Source organism: Sanguibacter sp. Z6_81 (assembly GCF_057180625.1).
Window position 1 is genome coordinate 77,473 of sequence record NZ_JBXUFV010000004.1, and the last position, 24,053, is coordinate 101,525.

A 24,053-nucleotide genomic window follows, 5' to 3' on the forward strand; every position below is an offset into this window, starting at 1 on the left:
CCATGTTCGACGATCTCCAGCTGTACCTCCTCGCTCTCATCTCAGCCGTGCTGTTCGCCGCCGAGGTGTTCGCGCTCGTCGACGCCGCGCGCCGTCGCCCCGCCGCCTTCGTCAGTGCCGGCAAGCGCACCAAGGGCTTCTGGGTGGGACTGCTCGCGGTGTTCGCCGTGCTCGGCTTCATCGGCCTCTTCCCGCCGATCGGCGGCGGCTACCTCGGCCTGTGGGCGCTGTTCGTCGTCGTCCCGGCCGCGATCTACCTCACGGACGTGCGGCCGTCGATCAGCGGCTACCGGGATCGCGGCTCCTCCGGTCGGTGGTGACCCGTGCGCGCAGTCGTGCAGCGGGTCGCGCGCGCCCGGGTGACCACGGGTGACGAGGTCCTCGCGGCGTTCGACGGTCCTGGTCTCGTCGCGCTCGTCGGCGTGACGCACGACGACGGACCGGGCGACGCCGCGACGATCGCGCGGAAGGTCGCCGAGCTGCGGATCTTCCCCGGTGCGTCCGGCGAGGTGGGGGCGGTCGATCTCGGCGCGCCCGTCATCGTCGTCAGCCAGTTCACGCTCTACGCCGACACCCGCAAGGGGCGGCGGCCGTCGTGGAACGCCGCCGCGCCCGGCGCCGTCGCGGAGCCCCTCGTCGCGGCGGTCGTCGACGACCTGCGCGCGCGGGGCCTGAACGTCGGCACCGGGCGGTTCGGCGCGGACATGCAGGTGGAGCTCGTCAACGACGGCCCGGTGACGATCATCCTCGACTCATGAGCGAGCGTCCGCTGCGGGTCGGGCTCGTCATCGACGACTCCCTCGACCGACCGGACGGCGTGCAGCAGCACGTCCTCACCCTCGGTGCGTGGCTCACGCGTCAGGGCCACGACGTCCACTACCTCACGAGCACGACCGGACGGACCGACCTGCCCGGTCTGCACTCCCTCGCGCGGAACCTGCGCCTGCGGTTCAACGGCAACCGGCTGGGCATCCCGCTGCCCGCGTCCGCGCGGGCTGTCGACGAGGTGCTCGCGGACGTGGGGTTCGACGTCCTGCACGTGAACATGCCGTACAGCCCGCTGCTGGCGGGGCGTCTCGTCGCGCGAGCCGCGCCCTCGACGCGGGTCGTCGGGACGTTCCACATCCTTCCGTGGACGGCGCTCACGCGGTGGGGCACGCGCCTGCTCGGGCTCGTCCAGCGACGCCAGCTGCGGCGCTTCTCCCACGTCGTCGCGGTGTCGGCACCCGCCGCGGCCTTCGCCGCCGAGGCCCTGCACGTGTCGCCCGTGGTCATCGGCAACCCCGTCGAGGTGGAACGGTTCACGCGCGCACGCGACGCGGAGGTGGCGCGCCGCGAGCACCAGGCCGGGCCCTCGGGTGCGCAGGGGACCGCGGGTGCCCAGGGGACCGCGGGTGGGCAGGAGCCGTCGGCCGACGAGCCCGTGCGGATCGTCTTCCTCGGCCGGCTCGTGGAGCGCAAGGGCGCGGGGGAGCTGCTGCGGGCCGTCGTCGCCCTGCGCGCGCTCACCGACGTCCCGGTGCGCGTCGTCGTCGGTGGCACCGGGCCGCTCCGCGAGACCCTCGGCGGGTACGTCCGGGCGAACGGGCTGTCCGACGTCGTGGAGTTCGCGGGCTTCGTGGCGGAGGAGGACAAGGCGGCGCTCCTCGCGGGCGCCGACGTCGTCGCACTGCCCTCGACCGGCGGGGAGAGCTTCGGCATCAGCGTCGTCGAGGCGCTCGCGGCGAGCCGCGGGGTGGTGCTCGCCGGCGACAACCCGGGCTACCGGACGGTCATGGACGGGCTCGAGGACCAGCTCGTCGACGCGTCGGACACGACCGCCTTCGCCGCGCTCCTCGCGCGGTTCGTCACCGACCGCGCCGCCCGCGACCGCGCGAGCGAGCGGCAGGTGCGGCAGGCAGCGAGGTTCGACGTCGACGTCATCGGTGCGCAGGTCCTCGCGCTCTACCGCGACTGAGGTCGTCGTCCGCTCACGTCTCTCCGGGTTGGACGGGAGCTGCGCTCAGGCGCCCACGTGCTCCAGGCAGCGGCCCGCGTCCCAGGCGGCCCACGCGTCGGCGGGCACGACGACGTCGCCCGTCGGGGTGGTGCTCGTGACGTCGGGCGTGAGGATCTGCGCTCCGCACACCGTGCCCGTCGGGAGGCGGAAGGTGCAGCGCGCCCTGCCGACGGTCGCCGCGAAGGACGCCGTGAGGAGGGTCCCGTCCGTGAGCGTCGCGACGGGCGGGACCGGCACCTCCGACGGACCGTGCGGCGCCTGGGTGAAGGTCTCGTCAGTGAGACCTCCGGCGTCCAGGAGCGTGCGGACGGCGTAACGACCGGGCTCCGCGGGGTGCTGCTCGGTGATCTCCTCCAGGGCGGCGTCGGCGTCCTCCCACACCCCCAGGGATTCGACGACCTCCCCGGTGAGGCGATCGAGGACCACGTGCAAGGCAAGCTCCGTCATGTGGCCCATCTTCCCACCCGGAGCACGGGCGGCTCCGACCGGGCCCACGGCGAGAGACAGGCGGCGCACGCGGCGCGGCCAGCGGAGGCGTGGTCGCGGGACGCGCGGGTCGGTAGGGTCGTTCGTGGAACAGTCGGTGCCAGTGACACCGCCGTCGCCCACGTCCGCCCACCTCTCGAAGGGGAACCCCGTGACCTCGTACGACTTCACCGGCAGCACCGCATGGCAGGCGCTCGCCGCCGAGCACTCGGACCTGTCCGGCATCTCCCTCCGTGACCTGTTCGACGCCGACCCCGAGCGCGCGACCCGGCTCACGGCCGACGCGGCGGACCTCCACCTCGACTACTCCAAGAACCTCGTCGCACGCACGACGGTCGAGGCGCTCGTCGCGCTCGCGGAGGAGGCGGGCCTCGCGGAGAAGATCGAGGCGATGTTCACCGGCCAGCACATCAACACCACGGAGGACCGGGCCGTGCTGCACACCGCGCTGCGGCTGCCGCGCGACGCGACGCTCGTCGTCGACGGGCAGGACGTCGTCGCCGACGTGCACGCCGTGCTCGACCGCATGGGCGTGTTCGCGGACTCCGTCCGCTCGGGGGAGTGGACCGGGCACAGCGGCAAGCGCATCACGACGGTCGTCAACATCGGTATCGGCGGCTCGGACCTCGGTCCCGTCATGGCGTACGAGGCGCTGCGTGCCTACGCGGACCGCGGCATCGAGTGCCGGTTCGTCTCCAACATCGACCCCACGGACGTCTACGAGAAGGTCCACGGCCTCGACCTCGAGTCGACCCTGTTCATCGTCGCGTCCAAGACGTTCGGCACGCAGGAGACGCTCACCAACGCGCGCACCGCACGGCAGTGGCTCGTCGAGGCCTACGGGGGCGACGAGTCCGCGGTCGCGAAGCACTTCGTCGCCGTGTCCACCAACGCGGAGCGGGTCGCCGAGTTCGGCATCGACACCGCCAACATGTTCGGGTTCTGGGACTGGGTGGGTGGACGCTACTCGTTCGACTCCGCCGTGGGGCTCGCGCTCATGCTCTCCATCGGCCCGGACGGGTTCCGGCAGATGCTCGACGGTTTCCACGCCATGGACGTGCACTTCCGCACGACGCCGTTCGCCGAGAACGTCCCCGTCCTCATGGGCCTGCTCAACGTCTGGTACAACAACTTCTACGGCACCGGCAGTCACGCCGTGCTGCCCTACAGCCAGTACCTGCACCGGTTCCCCGCCTACCTCCAGCAGCTGACCATGGAGTCGAACGGCAAGTCCGTGCACCTCGACGGCACCCCTGTCTCCGACAACGTCGCCGAGGGCTTCGCGACGCAGACCGGCGAGATCTTCTGGGGCGAGCCCGGCACCAACGGGCAGCACGCCTTCTACCAGCTGCTCCACCAGGGCACGAAGGTGACGCCCGCCGACTTCATCGGGTTCGCGGTGCCCAACCACGACCTCGGTGAGATGCACGACCTCTTCATGTCGAACTTCTTCGCGCAGACCGCCGCGCTCGCGTTCGGCAAGACCGCCGAGGAGGTCGCCGCCGACGGCAGCCCCGAGGCGGTCGTCCCGCACCGGGTCATGCCCGGCAACCGGCCGACGAACACGATCCTCGCGGAGAAGCTCACGCCGTCGGTGCTCGGCCAGCTCGTCGCGCTCTACGAGCACATCACCTTCGTCCAGTCGGTGATCTGGGGCATCAACGCGTTCGACCAGTGGGGCGTCGAGCTCGGCAAGGTCATGGCCAACCAGCTCGCCCCGAAGCTCACCTCCGTCGAGGCGCCCGCCGCCGACGCCGACGGCTCGACGAACGCCCTCGTCGCGCGCTACCGCGAGCTGCGGGGGCGCTGAGGCCGGACCCGCGCCCGGGCCCGAGGCAGGACCCGGGTCCGGGCCGGTCCCTGGCGTACCCGGGTCCCGGAGCGGCGGGCGCGGAGCAGCCGGCGGACCAAGTCGTCACGCCGCTGGCGAACAAGGGCATATCGAGCCGCTCCCACCCGTTGTCGCCCACTAGAGTCGGTGCGGTCAGGCCTGGACCCTCCAGTTCCGGCCCGCACCCGTGAGGAGCGAACATGTTCGAGAGATTTACTGACCGAGCCCGTCGGGTGGTCGTCCTTGCCCAAGAAGAGGCGCGGATGCTCAACCACAACTACATCGGGACCGAACACATCCTGCTCGGTCTCATCCACGAGGGGGAGGGCGTCGCAGCCAAGGCCCTCGAGTCCTTGGGCATCTCGCTCGACGCGGTCCGCTCACAGGTGACCGAGATCATCGGTGAGGGTCAGCAGGCGCCGTCGGGGCACATCCCGTTCACCCCGCGCGCCAAGAAGGTCCTGGAGCTGTCGCTGCGCGAGGCGCTGCAGCTCGGACACAACTACATCGGCACCGAGCACATCCTGCTCGGCCTCATCCGCGAGGGCGAGGGCGTCGCCGCCCAGGTGCTGACGAAGCTCGGCGCGGACCTCAACCGGGTCCGCCAGCAGGTCATCCAGCTCCTGTCCGGCTACCAGGGCAAGGAGCCCGTCGCCGCCGGCAGCCCGAGCGAGGGTACGCCCGCCGGTTCGGCCGTGCTCGACCAGTTCGGCCGCAACCTCACGCAGGCCGCCCGCGAGGGCAAGCTCGACCCCGTCATCGGGCGCTCGAAGGAGATCGAGCGCGTCATGCAGGTGCTCAGCCGCCGCACCAAGAACAACCCGGTCCTCATCGGTGAGCCCGGCGTCGGCAAGACGGCCGTCGTCGAGGGCCTCGCCCAGGACATCGTCGCCGGGGACGTCCCCGAGACGCTCAAGGACAAGCAGCTGTACACCCTCGACCTCGGTGCGCTCGTCGCCGGGTCCCGCTACCGCGGTGACTTCGAGGAGCGCCTGAAGAAGGTCCTCAAGGAGATCCGCACCCGCGGCGACATCATCCTGTTCATCGACGAGATCCACACCCTCGTCGGTGCGGGTGCGGCCGAGGGCGCCATCGACGCCGCGTCGATCCTCAAGCCGATGCTCGCCCGCGGTGAGCTGCAGACGATCGGTGCGACGACGCTCGAGGAGTACCGCAAGCACGTCGAGAAGGACGCGGCGCTCGAGCGCCGGTTCCAGCCCATCCAGGTGGCCGAGCCGTCCCTCCCGCACGCCATCGAGATCCTCAAGGGTCTGCGTGACCGCTACGAGGCGCACCACCGGGTGTCCATCACGGACGGCGCCCTCGTCGCTGCAGCGACCCTCGCGGACCGCTACGTCAACGACCGGTTCCTGCCGGACAAGGCCATCGACCTCGTCGACGAGGCGGGAGCGCGCCTGCGCATCCGCCGGATGACCGCTCCGCCGGAGCTGCGCGAGCTCGACGACAAGATCGCCGAGGCGCGCCGCGACAAGGAGTCGGCGATCGACGAGCAGGACTTCGAGAAGGCCGCACGCCTGCGTGACAGCGAGAAGCAGCTCACGCAGCAGCGCGCCGACAAGGAGAAGGCCTGGAAGGCCGGGGACATGGACACCGTCTCCGAGGTGGACGAGGACCTGATCGCCGAGGTGCTCGCCCTGTCCACCGGTATCCCGGTGTTCAAGCTCACCGAGGCCGAGTCCACCCGCCTGCTCAACATGGAGAAGGAGCTCCACAAGCGCATCGTCGGCCAGGACGCCGCCATCAAGGCGCTGTCCCAGGCGATCCGGCGCACCCGCGCCGGGCTCAAGGACCCCAAGCGTCCCGGTGGGTCGTTCATCTTCGCCGGCCCCACGGGTGTCGGTAAGACGGAGCTCGCCAAGGCGCTCGCCGAGTTCCTCTTCGGTGACGAGGACGCGCTCATCCAGCTCGACATGTCCGAGTTCTCGGAGAAGCACACCGTCTCGCGCCTGTTCGGCTCGCCCCCCGGCTACGTCGGGTACGACGAAGGTGGACAGCTCACCGAGAAGGTGCGGCGCAAGCCGTTCTCCGTGGTCCTGTTCGACGAGGTGGAGAAGGCGCACGCTGACATCTTCAACTCGCTCCTGCAGATCCTCGAGGACGGGCGTCTCACGGACTCCCAGGGTCGCGTCGTCGACTTCAAGAACACCGTGATCATCATGACGACCAACCTCGGCACCCGGGACATCGCCAAGGGCGTCCAGACCGGGTTCAACGCCGGCGGAAACCTCGGCACGAACTACGAGCGCATGAAGACGAAGGTCAACGAAGAGCTCAAGCAGCACTTCCGGCCCGAGTTCCTCAACCGTGTCGACGACGTCGTCGTCTTCCCGCAGCTCTCGCAGGACGAGATCGTCGCGATCGTCGACCTCATGATCGCGCGGCTCGACTCGCGTCTGCAGGACAAGGACATGGCGATCGAGCTCACCGACGCCGCGAAGGTCCTCCTGTCCGAGAAGGGCTACGACCCGGTACTCGGTGCCCGTCCGCTGCGCCGTGCCATCCAGCGCGACATCGAGGACGTGCTCTCGGAGAAGATCCTCTTCGGTGAGATCAAGGCCGGCGAGGTCGTCCTCGTCGACGCCGAGGGCGAGGGCATCCTCGGAGAGTTCAGCTTCCGTGGCGTGCCGAAGTCCCTGCACAAGCGCCAGCCGGTGGCGGTCCCCGCCGGGTCTCTCCCCGTGAACGACGGACCGGTGAACATCACCGACCTGCCGCCCGCACCGGGTGGCGGAGCAGCCGCCGCGACGGCCGACTGACCGCCGCGCCGACCCGCTGCAGCACACGAACGGCCCCGCACCTGCTCTGGTGCGGGGCCGTTCTGTGTCGTGCGGGGCCATTGTGTCGCGCGTCCTGCGGGCGGCCGTGCTGCACCTGCGTGCCAGGCCCACCCGGCCGCTGAGCGTCAGGCGGTGGTGGCCGCGACCGCCCCGGGCCGTGCCGTCCTGCGACCGCGCACGAGCCGGACGACGACCGCAGACACGAGCGTCACCGCCGCGGCGATCCCCGCCGCCACCGCCACCGGGGTGTTCTCCAGATCGCCCGTGGCGCGAGCGATCGCGACCCACGTCAAGCCCCACGCCAGCGCGACGGCGATGGACAGGCGCCCGTGCGTCGCCACGGCGTACGCCACCCCGATGACCGCGGCAGCCCCGAGCAGCACGACGGACCATCCGGTCGCGCCCAGGAGCAGGTCGCCCACGTCCGCCGCCTTGAGCGTCGCCGCGACGTTCGCGATCGTCGCGATCGTCACCCACCCCAGGTACAGCCCGAACGTCCCGTCGACGAGCACCACCTCGACCTTCGACGACGCCCGCGTGCGCAGGCACACGAGGAGGATGAGGACGAGGACGACGAGCAGGGCGAGGATCGTCAGGACGCTCAACCACAGGATCTCCGCCTGGACCGTGAGGATCCACGCCGCGTTGAGGATGAGCGACGCGACCGCCAACCACCCCAGCTCCCGCTGCCGCGCGTTCGTCCGCTGCGCGGGGAGGGCCTGCCACACGGCGTACCCGAGGAGCCCCGCATAGATGACGGACCAGATCGAGAACGCCGTCGATCCCGGTGCGACCGGGGTGGCCGTCGCAGACAGAGCGCCGTCGGCGGCCTCGGCGATCGGTGTGCCGCCGAAGGCGCCGGAGCCGATCGTGGCGCCCACGATGGCGAGCACCGCGAGGACGAGAACACCGATCTGACGGGTGAGGTCTGAGGATTGCTTCATTTCCCGAGCCTCCCACGGACCGATCTGCCCGGCACGTCGCACGTCGGCCCTCGTCGTGGGACCACCCGATGGCGCTGGCGCGCGGGGTCGTCAGATCGTGCTGGCGGGCGCCGTGGAGTCGCGGACGACGAGGCGGGCGGGAACCTGGCGCACCTGCGCGGACGCGTCCGGCTCCGCCATCCGTCGCATGAGCAGGTCCACGGCGTCCTGCCCCAGCTCGTCGGAGCGGGCGCGGATGGTCGTCAGCGCCGGCCGGGCGAACCCGGCGGGCAGGGAGTCGTCGCATCCCACGACGCTCAGCCGGGTCGGCACTGCGACGCCCAGGTCGATGCTCCCGGTCATCACGCCCAGGGCCATGAGGTCGTCGTAGCAGATGACGGCTCGGAACCCCTGGGCGAGGACGTCCGCGGCGAGGTCCCGCCCGACGCTGAACGAGGGCTGGTGCGGGCCCCAGACGGTGAGGGTGGTGCCGCTCCGCGCGGCGGCAGCCCGGGCGGCGGTCTCCTTCGCGCGCCCTGACCAGGACGTCTCCGGGCCGCCGAGGTAGAGGATGCGGTCGTGGCCGAGCGCGACGAGGTGGTTCACTGCGTCGGCGAATGCGGGGGCGATGTCGATGAGCGCGCAGTCCATGCCCGTGACGAGGCGGTTCGCGAGAACCACCGGTACCCGCGCGCTCAACGCCAGCAGCACGTCGTCCGGCATGCGGCTCGAGACGAGGACCAGACCGTCGGTCTGGCTCGTCATCCGGCGTGTGATGCGCTCCTCGGCGTCCGGGTCCTGTCGGCTGTCCCCGATGAGCACGCTGTTGTCCCGCTGCTGCGCGGCCAACTCGATCGAGGCGAGAAGAGGCGTGTAGAAGGGGTTGGTCACGTCCGGGAGGATGATGCCGAGGTTGGAGGTCCGGCCTGTGACGAGCCCACGAGCCGTGCGGGACGGGCTGTACCCGAGGGTCCGTGCTGCCTCGTGGACGCGCACGAGCGTCTCGGCGAGGACACGCTCGCCCCCGTTGAAGCACCGGGAGACGGTCGCGATGGAGACGCCTGACGCGGCTGCCACGTCCCTGATGGTCACGGTCGCGCGTTCCCGGCGGCGCCCGCGGGAGATGCTGTCGGTCGTCACCATGAGATCCACCTCCTGTCGCCGTGCACTCACGGGGCTCGCGAGGTTTGTCGAACTTGCCCCAGTTCAGAGTGTGAGGCCAGGGCAGGCGTCACCGCTAGAGGCCACGGCCCACGAAGATGTGAGCGTGTCCGCCCTCTCGCGCGGCTCCGAGGAGGGGTCAGCGTCGGGCGAGCGACCGGATGTGCGCTTCCGCCTGTGCGACGGGCAGCGGACGGCACCCTTGCTCGACCCAGTGCGCGATGGACCGCGGCTCGTCGCGCAGGAGGCCCCAGCCCCGGCGGACGAGGGTGAGCGGGGGCTTGCGTCCCTCGCCGAGGTCACGCAGCAGACGGAACCAGAAGGTCACGAGCCGTGGACGGGTCACGCAGAGAGCGTCCGCGAGGATCCCCTCGGCGCGGCACGCTTCGATGAGCTCAGCGGCGAAGATGCCCTCGGCGACGAGGAGCGTGGCGCCGGTGACGTCGGCGTGGGTCGTCCCGGTGCGGCGTGAGGTCGGGATGTCGTAGAGGGGCAGGTCGGCGCGGCCGGTCGTGCACAGCTCGACGAGTGCCCGGAGTGCGCCCTCGGAGTCCCAGCTGGTCGGCGAGTCCCAGTCGGCGATGCCGAAGCGACGCGGGAGGTCGGGGTGGTCGGCGTCGAGGTAGAAGTCGTCGAGCTGGACCGACGGCAGGCCGAGGCGGCGCGCGAGGCTCGACTTGCCGGAGCCCGAGGGCCCCGTGAGCAGCACGACGCGAGCACCCGGCTGCCGGGCGCCGGCCGGGAGGTCGAACAGGCCGTGGGAGTCGGGGTGTGTCACGCAACCATTGTCCCAGGCGCGCGCCGGGCTCCCGCCGTCACGGCCTCGTCGCTGCAGCCCGCGCGCAGTCGATGCACATGTCGGCAGCCGGGCGTGCGTCGAGCCGCTCGGGGGAGATCGCGCGGCCGCACGAGCGGCACATGCCGTAGGTGCCGTCGTCGAGGCCCTCGAGCGCGACGTCGACCTCCGCGATCCTCGCCTCGATCTCTGCCCGGATGCCCGTGAGGTGGGACCACTGGGCCGATGTCGTGCCGCCCTCCGGGTCGTGCTCGTCGTCGTCCGACTGCCCGGTCCGTGCGTCGCGCACCTCGGCGAGGTTGCTCAGCACCCGCCGGTGGTCCTCCTCGAGCGCAGCGCGCCGCCCCTCGAGCGCAGCACGCCGCTCCTCGATGGCAGCGCGTCGACTCATCTGCCCATCGTCACACGGCCTGCCGGGACGAGCCGTCCCGGCAGGCGGGGAAGGGACCCCGCCCGCCGGCACGACGGGGACTCACCAGTCGTGGACCGTGCCGTCGACGAGGCGGTTGATGGGCAGGTACGCCGGGGTGTACTCGAACTTCGCGGCCGCCTCCTCGTCGAGGTCGACGCCGAGACCGGGGGTCTCGCCCGGGTGCAGCAGGCCGTCGGTGAACGTGTAGGAGGTGTGGAACACCTCGAGCGTCTGCGCGGAGTGCTGCATGTACTCCTGGATGCCGAAGTTGTGGATCGCGAGGTCGATGTGCAGCGCGGCGGCCATGCCCACGGGGGAGATGTCCGTCGGCCCGTGCATGCCGGACTTCACGCCGTACATGCCTGCGAAGTCGAGGAGCTTCTTCATGGCTGTCACACCGCCCGTGTGGGTCACCGCGGAGCGCACGTAGTCGATGAGGCGCTCGGGCAGCAGCGTCGCGTAGTCGTACGCGGTGTTGAACACCTCGCCGATCGCGAGCGGCGTCGTCGTGTGCTGGCGGACGAGCCGCAGCGCCGTCTGGTCCTCACCCGGTGTGCAGTCCTCGAGCCAGAAGAGGTCGTACGGCTCGAGGGACTTGCCGAGCTTGGCCGCCTGGATCGGCGTCATGCGGTGGTGCCCGTCGTGCAGGAGCGGCAGCTCCGGGCCGAACTCGTTGCGCACGGCCTCGAACACGGCGGGGATGTGCCGCAGGTAGGCGCGGGTGTCCCACACCTCCTCGACGGGGGTCGGTCGGCCGTCGAGGAGGTTGCGCTTCGCCGGCTCGTAGTCGTAGCGCTCGCCCGCGCTCTGGTCCGAGCCGACGCCGTAGATCTGACCGAGCCCGGGCACGCCGGTCTGGATGCGGATCGCCTTGAAGCCGAGCTCGAGGTGGTTGCGGACGGAGTCGAACAGGGCCGGGAGCGACGAGCCGGACGCGTGCCCGTAGGCGAGCGCGCCGACGCGGGACGCGCCGCCGAGCAGCTGGTACAGCGGCATGCCCGCGGCCTTGGCCTTGATGTCCCACAGCGCCATGTCCACGGCCGCGACGGCCGCCATCGTCACCGGTCCGCGGCGCCAGTACGCACCGCGGTACAGCAGCTGCCAGGTGTCCTCGATGTTGCGTGCGTCGCGCCCGATGAGCATGGGGACGATGTGGTCGGTGAGGTAGCTCGCGACGGACATCTCGCGCCCGTTGACTGTTGCGTCCCCGAGCCCCACGATCCCGTCTGACGTCGTGATCTTCAGGGTGACGAAGTTGCGTCCGGGGCAGGTGATGACGACGACGGCATCGGTGATGATCACGGTCACTCCAGGGTGCGGGGGCGGGTGCGCCTGCCGGCGCGGGCGGAGCTCAGGGCTGGGGGTAGCTCTCGAGCGGCAGGGTGTGGGCGAGGTCGACGGCGGTCTCGACGGCCTCGTCGAGGTCGAGTCGGTGCTCGACGACGAGCCGCGCGAGGTAGCCGGCGTCGATGCGTCGCGCGAGGTCGTGCCGTGCGGGGATGGACGCGAAGGCGCGGGTGTCGTCGACGAATCCCGACGTGTTGTAGAACCCCGCGGTCTCCGTCGCGGCCTCGCGGAAGCGGCGCATGCCGTCGGGGGAGTCGAGGAACCACCAGGGTGCCCCCAGCCGCATGGCGGGGTAGACCCCCGCGAGGGGGGCGAGCTCCCGGGAGTACGCGGTCTCGTCGATGGTGAAGACGATGAACCGGAAGCGCGGGTGGTGGCCGAACGCCTCGAGCAGGGGACGCAGGGCGCGCGTGTACTCGACCGCGACGGGGATGTCGTACCCCATGTCCGCGCCGAACGTCGCGTGGACGCCGCGGTCGTGGTTGCGCTGGACGCCCGGGTGGAGCTGCATGACGAGGCCGTCCTCGGCCGACATCGCGGCCATCTGGAAGAGCATGTGGCCGCTGAACGCCTGCGCCTCGGCTGCGCTCACCGGGCCGCCGCGGAGCGCGGTGTCGAAGATGCGCGCGGCCTGCGCGTGCGGCAACGGCGTGGTGTCCGCCGAGAAGTGGCCGTGGTCCGTCGCGCGGGCACCCGCCGCGATGAAGGCGCGACGGCGGTCGCGCAGGGCCTCGAGGTAGGCGTCGTACGTGCCGACCTCCATGCCGGCAGCGGCGGCGAGCCGCGCGACGTCGTGCGTCCAGCCCGGGCCGTCGAGGTGCAGCAACGGGTCCGGGCGGAACGTCGGGACGACGCGCTCTCCCCAGCCGGTCTCGGCCAGGTGCGCGTGGTGCTCGAGCGGGCTCCACGCGGGGTCCGTCGTCGCGAGGATCTCGATGCCGAAGCGGTCCATGAGCGCGCGCGGGCGGAACTCCTCCGACGCGAGGGCTGCGGACAGCTGGTCGTAGATCGCGTCGGCGGTGGCGGCCGAGGGGCGCTGCGTGACGCCGAAGACCTCGACGAGCTCGTGCTCCATCCAGTAGCGCGTCGGCGTCCCGCGGAAGAGCTTCCAGCTCTCGCAGAAGCGCCGCCAGACCGCTCGGTGGTCGGTCTCGTGAACCAGCGTGCTGCTGGGCGTCGTCGGGGCGATGCCCAGCTGGTCGAGGGAGGCGCCCTGGGAGACGAGCATCCGCACGAGGTAGTGGTCCGGGATGACGAGCATCTCGGCGGGGTCGCCGAACGGGGTGTCCTCGGCCAGCAGCCGGGCCTCGACGTGACCGTGCATCGAGATGATGGGCAACGTCCGCGTCGCCGCGTAGATCTCGCGGGCGACGGAGCGGGTCGCGGGCTCGGCAGGCAGTGCGCGGTCCTCGTGGAGGGTCCACGGCGCCCCGGTCACGGCCTCGTCGTCGGTGCCGACGGCCACGGTCGGGGCAGAGCGCTGTGCAGCCAAGTTCGCCTCCTCGTTGAAACGTCACTGCGATCGTTTGCAGTCCATCGTGCCCGGTCACAGGGCGAGAAGCAACAAACGCCGGTGCTGCCCGCGGCGCGGTGGGACGAACTTGACGGACAAAACAATCGTTTGCAGACTGTCCACCGACGCAGAGCGGCGTCTTCGGTCTGTGGAGGAGGTGGGGCGTGGCGACCGTCCGTGACGTCGCAGTCCGAGCCGGGGTCTCCATCTCCACCGTATCGCGCGCACTGTCCGCCCCGGGGATGGTCTCCGACGCCACGCGCGAGCGCGTGCTCGCCGCCGCCAAGGAGCTCGACTACCGCCCCAACGCGGCCGCTCGCGGCCTGCGCGTGGGACGGACGAACAACATCGGGCTGCTCATCCCCGACCTCGAGAACCCCTTCTTCGCCTCCGTCACCAAGGGCGTCCAGAGCCGGGCCCGGGCGGCCGGGTACGCGGTGTTCGTCGCGGACTCCGACGAGGACGCCGCGCAGGAGCTCGAGCTCGTCGCGAGTCTCGCGGCACAGGTCGACGGCATCATCCTCGCGTCGCCCCGCGCCGCCGACGCGGACGTCATCGAGGCCGTCGGGGGACGCACCGCGGTACTGCTCAACCGTGAGGTCGACGGTGTGCCCTCGGTGACGGTCGACAACGCGGACGGCATGCAGCAGGTCGTCAGCCACCTGCGGGCCCTCGGGCACCGGTCGATCGGGTATGCCAGCGGGCCGGCGCAGTCGTGGTCGGGGGAGCAGCGGCGCATCGCCGCGCTGAGCGTCGCCCAGCAGTTCCCCGACGTCACGGTCGTCGACCTCGGCCACTTCCGGCCCTACTTCTCCGGCGGCTACCCCGCCGCCGACCTCGCGCTCGCCGCGGACATCACCGCCGTCGTGGCGTACAACGACCTCATGGCCCTGGGCATCGTCGACCGGTTGCGCCAACGCGGCGTCGACGTCCCCGGCGAGATGTCCGTCGTCGGGTTCGACGACGTCTCCGTCGCGACGCTCGTCTCCCCGGCACTCACCACCGTCCACATCCCGCAGGCCGGCCTCGGGCGCTACGGGGTCGACCTCATCGTCGCCCACCTCGCCAGCACGAACGAGCCCTCGTCGGGTGCATCCGCGCAGCCCACCGCGACAGCTCCCCTGCCGGAGCACACCCAGCTCGGGGTGGAGCTCATCATCCGTGCCTCCACCTCGGTTCCCTCCCGCGCGTCGACCGGGGCCACGAGCTCCTGAGAGGACTGAAGTGAGTACTGAGCAGGAGTCCGGCGGCACCGTCGTGGCGACCGGGCCGCGGCTCTCGCTCGCCACGCTCGAGCGCGCGGCGTGCCCCGACGGACCGGTCGAGGGCCCCCGGGTCGACCCCGCAGCGGTGAGCATCGGGATCGTCCACCTGGGGCTCGGGGCGTTCCACCGTGCGCACCAGGCCGTGCTCACGGAGGACGCCGCAGCAGCCACGGGCGAGACCTGCTGGGGGATCCTCGGCGTCACGCAGCGCTCCCGCTCCGTCGTCGAGCAGCTCGCCCCGCAGGACGGCCTCTACGGCGTGCTCACCGCCGGTCGGGACTCGTCCTCGCTGCGGATCATCGGCTCGGTGCGGGACGTCGCGTTCCCCGGCGAGGACACCGAGCGTGTCCTCGCGGCGCTCGCAGCGCCGACGACCCACGTCGTCACGCTCACCGTGACGGAGAAGGGGTACCGGGCAGGGCCCGACGGCTCGCTCGACCTGCAGGACCCGGACGTCGCCGCCGACGTCGCGGCGCTCGCCGCCGAGATCGGCAACGCGGGTGCCACCGCTGCACCAGCCCGCTCGCCGATCGGGCTCCTCGTGCGCGGTCTCGTGCGTCGCGCCGCCACGTCCGCCGCCCCGATCACCGTGCTGACGTGCGACAACATGGTCGACAACGGGCGGGTCGTGGAACGGCTCGTGGGCGACCTGCTCGGCGCCGCTCTTGCGACAGGCGGTGGCGCCGGCCCGGCGGACCCCGTGGTCCATGAGGGCCCCGCGGTGTCCCTGCGGGACTGGCTCGCGCAGTCGGTGACGTTCCCCAGCACCATGGTCGACCGGATCGTGCCTGCCACCACGCAGGAGCACCGCGCACGGGCGCAGGAGGTGTCGGGCGTGCGCGACGAGGGGCTCGTCGTCGCCGAGCCGTTCGTCCAGTGGGTCATCGAGGACCGGTTCGCAGGTCCCCGTCCCGCCTGGGAGCGTGCCGGAGCCACGCTCACCGCAGACGTCGGGCCCTACGAGCAGGCCAAGCTCCGGATGCTCAACGCGACGCACTCGCTGCTCGCCTACCTCGGCGCCCTGCGGGGCCACCGGCTCATCGCCGAGGCGATGGACGATCCCGAGATCGCAGCTGCGGCCCGTGCCCTGCTCATCGAGGACGTCATCCCGACCCTCGTCCCGCCCCCCGGCGTCGACCTCGGCGAGTACGCGGAGTCGCTCCTCGAACGGTTCGCCAACCCCGCGACAGGCCACACCACCGAGCAGGTCGCGATGGACGGCTCGAAGAAGCTGCCGTTCCGGCTGTTCCCGACGCTCCGGGACCGGCTCGCCGCCGGGGCGCAGCCGCGCGCCGGAGCGTTCGTCGTGGCGGTGTGGATCGTGTTCGTCGCCCGAGGGACGACCTTCACGGGCGCGCCGCTGCCGCTGGACGACCCCGCGGCGCAGACGCTGCGTGCTGCCGCGCAGGGACCGGACGGCGACCTCGCCGGTCGGATGCTCGCCGTGCGGGAGGTCTTCGATCCCGCGCTCGCCGAGCACGAGGTGTTCCGGGCGCTCGTCGAGCAGCACGTCGAGGATCTGCTGGCGCGTTTCGCCGGGGGCCCGACTGGGTGAAGAGTCGGGTTAACGCTGTGGAAAACGATTGACAGGCGCTCCGCGCGGCAGGAGGCTGGCCCGGATTCCCCAACTCGCCATGTCAGAGCCGACAGGACGCACCGATGAAGAACCGAACCGCACTCCGAGCCGTCGCCGTCACCATGAGCGCCCTGCTCGTCGCCGCATGCTCCAGCGGGTCCGCCGAGGACGACGTCCCCGCTCTCGAGCCGCAGACCATCACCTGGTGGCACAACTCCAACCAGGACCCGGGCAACATCTACTACGAGACCGTGGCCACGGCGTTCGAGAACGAGAACCCGGGCGTCACCATCGAGATCACGGCCCTGCAGCACCAGGACATGCTCTCCCTGCTCGAGGCGGGCTTCGCGGGCAACGGACCGATGCCCGACGTCTTCATGGAGCGTGGCGGCGGTGAGCTCGCCGACCACGTCGCCGCGGGAGTGATCCAGGACATCACCCAGAGCACCGCCGAGGCGGCCGCGAAGATCGGTGACGTCCGGCTCGCCGGCTGGCAGCTCGACGGCTCGACCTACGCCCTGCCGTTCACGCTCGGGGTCGTCGGGTTCTGGTACAACAAGGCGCTGTTCGCGCAGGCCGGCATCGAGGGCACCCCCGCGACGATGGAGGAGTTCTACGGTGCCATCGACAAGCTCCGGAGCGCGGGGATCACGCCGCTCTCGGTCGGTGCGGGGGACAAGTGGCCCGCCGCCCACTACTGGTACACGTTCGCCCTGCGGACCTGCTCGCAGGACGTCCTCGAGAACCTCGCGTCCTCGAAGGACTTCTCCGACCCGTGCTTCCTCCAGGCCGGTCAGGAGCTGGAGAAGCTCATCGCCGCCGAACCGTTCAACGAGGGATTCCTCACGACGGGCGCGCAGGAGGGCGCGACGAGCGCCTCCGGGCTCATCGCGAACCGCCAGGTCGCGATGGAGCTCGCCGGGCACTACGAGTCCGGCGTCATGCAGGGTCTCACCGAGGACCGCCAGGGACTCGGCGAGGACGCCGGGTGGTTCAGCTTCCCAGCAGTGGCAGGCGGGCAGGGTGACCCGACGGCGCAGCTCGGTGGCGGCGACGCATGGGCGTGCAGTGCTGACGCGCCGCCGGCCTGTGCTGACTTCATCTCCTACCTTGTCTCGGACAAGGTGCAGCAGGGCTTCGCGGAGGAGGGCATGGGACTGCCGACCAACCCGGCGGCCGTCGCATCCGTCGGTGACGCTGCGCTCGCGGTGCTCGTCGGACAGCGTGACTCCGCGCCCTACGTCCAGCTCTACCTCGACACCCAGCTCGGCGCGACCATCGGAGGTGCGTTGAACGACGCGATCGCCCTGATGTTCGCCGGGCAGGCGACACCGCAGGACATCGTGGACGCGACGCAGGCAGCGGCGAACGCCGCGGGCTGACGCCCACAGCTGCTCGGGCCCGGCACCGGATCGTTCGGTGCCGGGCCCGACTGCGTTCACCGGCCATGCGGGGAGAGGGCGAAGTTAGGCTAGGCTTCGTTTCCTAAGGGCGTCCTTATCGACGTCCTGGATCCCTTTCCCAGAAGCTGGAGCCCTGCATGCGCGCGTCCCGTCTCCTCCCCGCTACGACCATCAGCACCGCGCTCGTCGCGGCGCTCGTCCTCGCCGGCTGCTCCTCGAGCGACGACGCCGTCGCGTCTGCCGGCACCGACGACGCGCCCGAGACGATCACCGTCGAGTTCGAGCGCAACACCGCCAAGGAGGGCGAGGAGCCCGCCGTCGTCACCGAGTCCGTCGAGGTGCCCTACCGCCCGGAGAACGTCGTCGTGCTCGACATGGCGAGCTTCGACACCCTCGGTGCACTGGGCGTCGAGGTGTCCGGGACGGCGCTCGACGCCGTCCCGGACTACCTCCAGGAGTACGTCACCGAGGACATGGTCAACGCGGGCTCGCTCTTCGAGCCCGACCTCGTCGCCATCGAGGCATCGGCGCCCGACCTCATCATCGTCGCCAACCGCTCCGCAGCGGCCTACGACGACCTCGCCGAGATCGCGCCGACGATCGACCTCACGCTCGGCTGGAACTCCTTCCTCGACGACTTCGAGCAGAACGTCACCGTCCTCGGCGAGATCTTCGGCAAGCAGGACGAGGCAGCCGAGGCGTGGACCGGCGTCGAGAAGAGCATCGAGGAGGCGTCGGCGATCGCGGCCGAGGCCGGGAACGGTCTCGTCGTCCAGGTCTCCGGTGGTGACGTGAGCGCGTACGGCCCGTCCGCCGGGGCCGAGGGGCGCGCCGCCCGGTTCGCGATGGTCTACGACGTCTTCGGCCTCGAGCCGGCCGTCGAGGACGTCGCCTCCGCGACGCACGGCGAGCCCGTCTCCTTCGAGTTCCTCCTCGAGCACGACCCCGACTGGCTGCTCGTCGTCGACCGCGAGGCCGTGGCCGGGGACGGCTCCGGCCAGTCCGCACAGCAGGTGCTCGACAACGAGATCATGCACCGGACCACCGCCTGGCAGGAAGACCAGATCGTCTACCTCGACCCCTCCGCCTGGTACATCGTCATGAGCGGGATCAGCACCGTCGACCGGATGGTCGACGACATCAGCTCGCTCGTTCCCTGACCCACGGGTGACCGCTGTCCTCACGGCACCGACCCCCACCCTGCGCACCCCGCGGGTGGGGGTCCTCGTGCTGCCCGCGCTGCTCGTGCTCGTCGTGGCGAGCACGTTCATCGGCGTGGCCGACGTCTCCCCGGCGAGCCTCCTCACCGGCGGTGCCGACGGACAGGCCGCATTCCTCCTCATGGCGAGCCGCGTCCCCCGCACGCTCGCCGTCGTCCTCGCAGGAGCATCCCTCGGCATCGCCGGGCTCCTCATGCAGATGCTCGTCCGCAACCGCTTCGTCGAGCCCGGGACGACCGGCACGACGGAGTTCGCGATGCTCGGCGTCCTCGTCACCCTGCTCCTGTGGCCCGGCATGCCCCAGCTGGGCAAGATGGCGTTCGCCGCGCTGTTCGCCCTCGTGGGGACCGGGGTCTTCCTCGCGGTCCTGCGCCGCATCCCGTCCCGCCAGCTCGTCCTCGTGCCCCTCGTCGGGATCATGCTCGGCGGAGTCGTGGGCGCGTTCACGACGTTCTTCGCCTACCGGTACGACCTCCTCCAGGCGCTCGGCACCTGGTCGCAGGGTGAGTTCTCCGGGGTGATGCAGGGACGGTACGAGTTCCTGTGGATCGCTGCCGCGATGACGGTCGTCGCCTGGTTCGCCGCGGACCGGTTCAGCGTCGTCGGGCTCGGCGAGGTGTTCGCGACGAACCTCGGGGTGAGGTACGGGCCGGTCGTCGCCATCGGCATGGTGCTCATCGCCGTCATCACGGCGTCGGTGCTCGTCACCGCCGGGATGGTGCCCTTCCTCGGCCTCGTCGTGCCCAACGTCGTCAGCCTCCTCGTCGGCGACAACATGCGGCGGTCCATCCCGTGGGTCGCGGCGCTCGGGGCCGTGTTCATCCTCGCGTGCGACATCCTCGCCCGGGTCGTGCGGTTCCCGTACGAGATCCCGCTCAACGTCGTCGTCGGGATCATCGGCGGCGCGCTGTTCCTGTGGTTGCTGCTGCGGAAGAGGTCCCGTGCTCACTAGACCCGCACGCGGCACGACGCAGCCCGCGGACCCCTCCGACGAGACCGCTCCCGCGCCCGGCACGGGCGCACACTCCGGAGTGCGCCCCGCCACGGGGCTCGCCCGGCCCGGACCCCGCGTCCCGCCGTGGGCGCGGCTGACCGCGCTCGCGGTGGTCGTCGTGGTGCTCGTCGCCCTGTACCTGCTCACCGACGTCCCCGGGTCGCTCGACTACGCGGTGAAGATCCGGTCCCGCACGGTGCTCGCGATGCTCGTCGTCGCGGCCGCCGTCGGCGCCTCGACCGTCGTGTTCCAGACCATCACGGCCAACCGGATCCTCACGCCGTCGATCATGGGGTTCGACGCGTTCTACGTGCTCGTCCAGACGTTCGTCGTCTTCTTCTTCGGAGCGACCGTCCTCGTACGGGCCGACGAGCTCCTCCTGTGGGGCGTGCAGGTCGTCGTCATGGTCGCGTTCGCCGCGGGGCTCTTCACGTGGATGTTCGCCGGCAAGCGCCGCAGCATCCACCTCATGCTCCTCGTCGGGATCGTCCTGGGGACCTTCTTCCGCAGCCTGTCTTCATGGATGCAGCGGATGATCGACCCGGTCGACTTCCAGGTGCTCCAGGACGCGATGTTCGCGAGCCTCACGCGCCCCGACCGGCAGCTGCTGCTGTTCACCGGGATCATCGTCGCGGCCGCGCTCGTCGCTCTCGTGCCGTTGCTGCGCACCCTCGACGTGCTCAGCCTGGGCGAGCGGGCCGCCGTCGGGCTGGGCGTGCGCTACCGGCGCACCGTCCTCGTGCTCTTCTCGATCGTCTCCGTGATGATCGCCGCCTCGACGGCGCTCGTCGGCCCGATCCTCTTCTTCGGGCTCATCGTCGCGAACCTCGCCTACTCGCTCGCGGGGTCGTTCCGGCACCGGTGGACCCTGCCCATGGCGGTCCTCCTCGGCATGTTCTGCCTGCTCGCGGGGCAGCTCGTCCTCGAGCGGGTGTTCCACCTCGGCACCACGATCAGCGTCGTCATCGAGTTCGCCGGCGGCCTGTTCTTCCTGTTCCTCGTGCTACGGAAGGGGGCGCGATGATCGCGCTCGACGGCGTCACCAAGCGGTACGGGAGCACGACCGTGCTCTCCGACGTGTCGATCGAGCTCGGTGAGGAAGGCGTCACCGCACTCATCGGACCGAACGGGGCGGGCAAGTCCACGCTCTTCTCGATCATCGGTCGCCTGCTGCGGCCCGACGCCGGCAGCATCACCGTGGACGGGCTCGACGTCTCGCGCGCGTCCTCACCGGAGCTCGCCACCCGCCTGGCCGTCCTCCAGCAGGACAACCACATCGCCGCGCGGCTCACCGTCCAGGACCTCGTGGAGTTCGGCCGGTTCCCGCACTCCAAGGGTCGGCTGGGACCCCAGGACCGCGAGGCCATCGAGCGTGCCCTCGGCTACCTCGACATGGACGGCCTGCGGCACCGGTTCCTCGACGAGCTCTCGGGCGGTCAGCGCCAACGGGCGTTCGTCGCGATGGTCCTCGCGCAGGACACCCGGTACGTGCTGCTCGACGAACCGCTCAACAACCTCGACCTCCGGCACGCCGTGGAGATCATGCGGCTCCTGCGCCGGATGGCCGACGAGCTCGGCAAGCGCGTCATCGTCGTGCTCCACGACATCAACTTCGCTGCCACCCACGCGGACAGGATCGTGGCCATGCGGGACGGACGCGTCGTCGCCGACGCGTCGGCGGCCGGGATCATGCGACCGGAGGTCCTCGAGGCGGTGTACGACACCCCGGTGGATGTCCGGGAGATCGACGGGCGCGCCGTCGCGCTGTACTACGCCTGATCTCGCGGGCGGGCGCTCGGCAGTCCCGCCTAGAGGCTCGCGAGCCAGTCGCCCCAGAACGTCTTCCAGCGATCGACCTGGTCCTGCGAGGCGAGCTTCTCGTGGGCGACGCTCACCCGGGTCCGGTCGGCCTTCGCGGGATCGATGGAGAACAGGACCGCGGTCCCGTCCGGCAGGGTGAACCTCGGTGACCTCGTCGTCGGGCGGGACCGGAGCTCGAGCGCGAGGCCGGGCAGCAGGGATGCTCGCGTCACGTCGTCGAGCAGCTGCGCGCGGAGCTCCTCCGGAAGCCGCTCGACGATGCGGGACCGGTTCGCGGTGAACGTCCCGTCGACCATCTGACCGGGACGTCGCAGGCCGGTCATCCGCTCGTAGCTCACGGTGACGTTCTGCGCCCACCAGCCCGGGACCCCGTGGGCGTCCTGCACCCAGGCAGCGATCGCCGTGTGCCCGGCGTCGCGGCCCGGGCCCGCGTCGATGAGCGCCACCCACTCGTCCCAGCCGTGGCCCGTGTTCTCGCGCGCCACCGCGTCGCTGTGCTCGGGCTCGGCTGCCCATGGTTGCGAGTTCACCTGATCGTCCTTCCGTCCGGGGGGCGTCCGGTGACGTCCCACGGGGTCGTGTGCGCGGCAGCTGGAGACGCGCCCGGAGATCTCGACGCTCACGCTGCTAGTGGTGCCCGGGCTCGCCCCGGGCGATCTGCATGAGGCGCGCCTCCTCCATGTCGAGCATGTACTGCACGCGGTCGAGGATGCGTGAGCTGTACGTGCCTGACGCCCGCGCGTCGAGGAACGCGGCCCGCTCCGCCCGCAGGACCATGAGCCGCAGCTGGCGGTGCTGGGCGTGCGGGCGGTCGTCCTCCGTCACCGCTGCGCGCTCCTGGACGGCCTCCGCCAGCATGAGGCTGTCCTCCCGGACGCGCTCGACGACGTCGGGGGAGAAAGGTCGGCCGTCGGGCTGTGCGAGGTCCGGGTCGTCGAGGGTGGCGAGGCCCGTCGTCGCGATCTCCTGGTAGACGGTGGCGAGCTGGGCGCGGTCGGCCTCCGAGTCGGACCCGACGACGCCCAGCTTCCGGATGAGCGCGGGGAGCGTGCCGCCCTGGACGAGCAGCGTGACGATCGCGACGACGAATGCCACGAGCACGAGCTCCGCGCGGTAGGGCACGTCCCTGGGGAGGGACTGGGCCGCGGCGAGCGTGACGACGCCGCGCATCCCGGACCACGCGAGCACGGCGCCACCGCGCCAGCCGAGGCCCTCCTGCGTGAGGAACACGGCGTCGGCCCGACGGCGGACGAGGAACCGGCGGGCACGGGCGACGTCCCGCGGCCCGTCCTCGTTCTCGTCCGCCCGTTCCTCGTACTGGTCGAGCCGCTCGAGCGCCTTCTTCAGCCGGGTCCGACGCTCGACGGCCCGGCGCTGGTCGTGGCGCAGCACCGCGATGAGGGGAACGACGAACAGGGCCCGGACGAGAACGAGGAGGCCGGTCACGGCCAGCCCGATGAGCACGGCGCCGGTGAGTGTCAGCTCGTCGCTGCGGACCTGCTCGACGAGGCCCTTGAGCTCGACCCCCATGAGGAGGAACACGCCGTTCTCGAGGAGGAACTGCGCGGTGCGCCAGTTGGTGCGCTCACTGATGCGGTCCTGCGCGCTGAAGACCGCGGCGCTGTGGTGGCCGGTGTAGAGGCCCGCGACGACGACCGCGAGGACACCGGAGGCGTGGAGCTCCTCGGCGGGGATGAAGGCGACGAACGGCACGGCGAAGGAGATCGCGGTGGTGAGCACCGGGTCGTCGAGCCGCGACCGGACCCACACCGTGATGATCCCGACGAGGAGGCCGATGACGATCGCCGCGACGACCGCGAAGAGGAAGTCCCCCGCGACCTCCCACACGGAGACCGCTCCGGCGGTCGCGGCGATCGCGGAGCGCAGCAGCACGAGGGCCGTGGCGTCGTTGACGAGGCCCTCGCCCTCGAGGAGGGTCACGAGGCGTGGCGGGAGACCGAGGCGCTTGCCGATCGCGGTGGCCGCGACCGCGTCGGGCGGGCTGACGACCGCGCCGAGCGCGATGGCCGCCGGCCAGCTGAGGTCCGGGAGCAGCGAGTAGAGGAGTGCGCCGGCGGCGAGCGCCGAGATGAGGACGAGCAGCACGGAGAGCCCTGTGATCGCCTTGATGTTCCGGCGGAAGTCCACGAGGGGGACCGTGACGGCGTTGGAGTAGAGGATCGGTGGGAGGACGACGGTGAGGATGAGCTCCGGTGGGAACTCGAGCACCGGGACCCCGGGCACGAAGCTCCCGAGCACCCCGACGACGACGAGGATGAGCGGCGCCGCGACGCCGAGCCGAGAGGCGAAGGCCGACACCGCGACGACCACGAGGACCCCGATGACCGCCAGCAGCGCGAAGTGCATCTCGCAACCCTAGGCGCGGGTGCGCGATGGCGCGCTGTGCCGTGGCCCGATGTGACCACCACCCATCTGCGCGTCGCTCCGCGCGTGGATCGGGGCAGGGTCGCCGTGCCAGGGTGGGGCCATGCTTCCGTCTGACGACAG

The 24,053-nt window shown here is 71.2% G+C and carries 21 protein-coding genes; 12 read left to right on the plus strand and 9 right to left on the minus strand.

The window, feature by feature from the left end:
- The first annotated feature begins 2 nt into the window (after positions 1 to 2).
- Genes AC2AXK_RS11340 through AC2AXK_RS11350 form a run of 3 tightly spaced genes read left to right on the plus strand, consistent with a single transcriptional unit; the run spans position 3 to position 1,957 of the window.
- Complete coding sequence (locus tag AC2AXK_RS11340) at positions 3 to 320, plus strand: DUF2516 family protein (protein ID WP_484345490.1); 318 nt, start codon at positions 3 to 5, stop codon at positions 318 to 320.
- A gap of 3 nt (positions 321 to 323) precedes the next feature.
- Entirely contained in the window at positions 324 to 758 is a 435-nt protein-coding gene (gene dtd, locus AC2AXK_RS11345; protein ID WP_484345491.1) for a D-aminoacyl-tRNA deacylase, read from the plus strand.
- A complete protein-coding gene (locus AC2AXK_RS11350) occupies positions 755 to 1,957 on the plus strand; it encodes a glycosyltransferase family 4 protein (RefSeq protein ID WP_484345492.1) in 1,203 nt (400 codons plus the stop codon). Before dtd ends, AC2AXK_RS11350 begins: the two co-directional genes overlap by 4 nt.
- 45 nt (positions 1,958 to 2,002) lie before the next feature.
- Here the strand turns inward: AC2AXK_RS11350 and AC2AXK_RS11355 are convergent, their stop codons facing one another.
- Positions 2,003 to 2,446, minus strand: coding sequence for a hypothetical protein (locus AC2AXK_RS11355; protein WP_484345493.1), 444 nt, complete (start codon positions 2,444 to 2,446; stop codon positions 2,003 to 2,005).
- A 190-nt stretch (positions 2,447 to 2,636) separates the two neighbouring features.
- Here AC2AXK_RS11355 and pgi point away from each other — a divergent pair, with 190 nt between their 5' ends.
- Together pgi and AC2AXK_RS11365 are read left to right on the plus strand one after the other, a co-directional pair.
- Entirely contained in the window at positions 2,637 to 4,295 is a 1,659-nt protein-coding gene (gene pgi, locus AC2AXK_RS11360) for a glucose-6-phosphate isomerase (protein ID WP_484345494.1), read from the plus strand.
- A gap of 221 nt (positions 4,296 to 4,516) precedes the next feature.
- Positions 4,517 to 7,093: an ATP-dependent Clp protease ATP-binding subunit gene (locus tag AC2AXK_RS11365; protein WP_484345495.1), complete on the plus strand. Its 2,577-nt coding sequence runs from the start codon at positions 4,517 to 4,519 to the stop codon at positions 7,091 to 7,093.
- A gap of 146 nt (positions 7,094 to 7,239) precedes the next feature.
- Here the strand turns inward: AC2AXK_RS11365 and AC2AXK_RS11370 are convergent, their stop codons facing one another.
- From AC2AXK_RS11370 to uxaC, 6 genes are all read right to left on the minus strand, one after another.
- A complete protein-coding gene (locus tag AC2AXK_RS11370) occupies positions 7,240 to 8,058 on the minus strand; it encodes a tryptophan-rich sensory protein (RefSeq protein WP_484345496.1) in 819 nt (272 codons plus the stop codon).
- A 90-nt stretch (positions 8,059 to 8,148) separates the two neighbouring features.
- Positions 8,149 to 9,180 carry a LacI family DNA-binding transcriptional regulator gene (locus AC2AXK_RS11375; protein ID WP_484345497.1) on the minus strand — a complete coding sequence of 344 codons (1,032 nt, stop codon included), beginning with the start codon at positions 9,178 to 9,180 and terminating at the stop codon, positions 8,149 to 8,151.
- A 157-nt stretch (positions 9,181 to 9,337) separates the two neighbouring features.
- Entirely contained in the window at positions 9,338 to 9,976 is a 639-nt protein-coding gene (locus tag AC2AXK_RS11380; RefSeq protein ID WP_484345498.1) for a uridine kinase family protein, read from the minus strand.
- Positions 9,977 to 10,013: 37 nt separating this feature from the next.
- Positions 10,014 to 10,385, minus strand: coding sequence for a TraR/DksA family transcriptional regulator (locus AC2AXK_RS11385; protein ID WP_484345499.1), 372 nt, complete (start codon positions 10,383 to 10,385; stop codon positions 10,014 to 10,016).
- An 81-nt stretch (positions 10,386 to 10,466) separates the two neighbouring features.
- A complete protein-coding gene (gene manD, locus AC2AXK_RS11390; RefSeq protein WP_484345500.1) occupies positions 10,467 to 11,708 on the minus strand; it encodes a D-mannonate dehydratase ManD in 1,242 nt (413 codons plus the stop codon).
- Between the two features lie 49 nt (positions 11,709 to 11,757).
- Positions 11,758 to 13,191: a glucuronate isomerase gene (gene uxaC / locus AC2AXK_RS11395; RefSeq protein WP_484345741.1), complete on the minus strand. Its 1,434-nt coding sequence runs from the start codon at positions 13,189 to 13,191 to the stop codon at positions 11,758 to 11,760.
- Between the two features lie 239 nt (positions 13,192 to 13,430).
- Here uxaC and AC2AXK_RS11400 point away from each other — a divergent pair, with 239 nt between their 5' ends.
- The 7 genes from AC2AXK_RS11400 to AC2AXK_RS11430 all read left to right on the plus strand — a co-directional run bounded on the left by AC2AXK_RS11400 (position 13,431) and on the right by AC2AXK_RS11430 (position 21,503).
- Positions 13,431 to 14,480 (plus strand): LacI family DNA-binding transcriptional regulator, encoded by a 1,050-nt coding sequence (locus tag AC2AXK_RS11400; protein WP_484345501.1) that lies wholly within the window; start codon positions 13,431 to 13,433, stop codon positions 14,478 to 14,480.
- 10 nt (positions 14,481 to 14,490) lie between these two features.
- Complete coding sequence (locus AC2AXK_RS11405; protein WP_484345502.1) at positions 14,491 to 16,086, plus strand: mannitol dehydrogenase family protein; 1,596 nt, start codon at positions 14,491 to 14,493, stop codon at positions 16,084 to 16,086.
- Positions 16,087 to 16,190: 104 nt separating this feature from the next.
- A complete protein-coding gene (locus AC2AXK_RS11410) occupies positions 16,191 to 17,489 on the plus strand; it encodes an extracellular solute-binding protein (protein WP_484345503.1) in 1,299 nt (432 codons plus the stop codon).
- 158 nt (positions 17,490 to 17,647) lie between these two features.
- Entirely contained in the window at positions 17,648 to 18,670 is a 1,023-nt protein-coding gene (locus AC2AXK_RS11415; protein WP_484345504.1) for a siderophore ABC transporter substrate-binding protein, read from the plus strand.
- Positions 18,671 to 18,677: 7 nt separating this feature from the next.
- Positions 18,678 to 19,682 carry an ABC transporter permease gene (locus AC2AXK_RS11420; protein WP_484345505.1) on the plus strand — a complete coding sequence of 335 codons (1,005 nt, stop codon included), beginning with the start codon at positions 18,678 to 18,680 and terminating at the stop codon, positions 19,680 to 19,682.
- Positions 19,672 to 20,748: an iron chelate uptake ABC transporter family permease subunit gene (locus AC2AXK_RS11425; RefSeq protein ID WP_484345506.1), complete on the plus strand. Its 1,077-nt coding sequence runs from the start codon at positions 19,672 to 19,674 to the stop codon at positions 20,746 to 20,748. Before AC2AXK_RS11420 ends, AC2AXK_RS11425 begins: the two co-directional genes overlap by 11 nt.
- Positions 20,745 to 21,503 (plus strand): iron ABC transporter ATP-binding protein, encoded by a 759-nt coding sequence (locus AC2AXK_RS11430; protein ID WP_484345507.1) that lies wholly within the window; start codon positions 20,745 to 20,747, stop codon positions 21,501 to 21,503. Before AC2AXK_RS11425 ends, AC2AXK_RS11430 begins: the two co-directional genes overlap by 4 nt.
- Before the next feature lie 29 nt (positions 21,504 to 21,532).
- On the opposite strand, the gene AC2AXK_RS11435 is transcribed toward AC2AXK_RS11430, so the two are convergent.
- Positions 21,533 to 22,075: a DUF4287 domain-containing protein gene (locus AC2AXK_RS11435; protein ID WP_484345508.1), complete on the minus strand. Its 543-nt coding sequence runs from the start codon at positions 22,073 to 22,075 to the stop codon at positions 21,533 to 21,535.
- Between the two features lie 97 nt (positions 22,076 to 22,172).
- Entirely contained in the window at positions 22,173 to 23,912 is a 1,740-nt protein-coding gene (locus tag AC2AXK_RS11440; protein ID WP_484345509.1) for a cation:proton antiporter, read from the minus strand.
- Positions 23,913 to 24,053 lie beyond the last annotated feature (141 nt).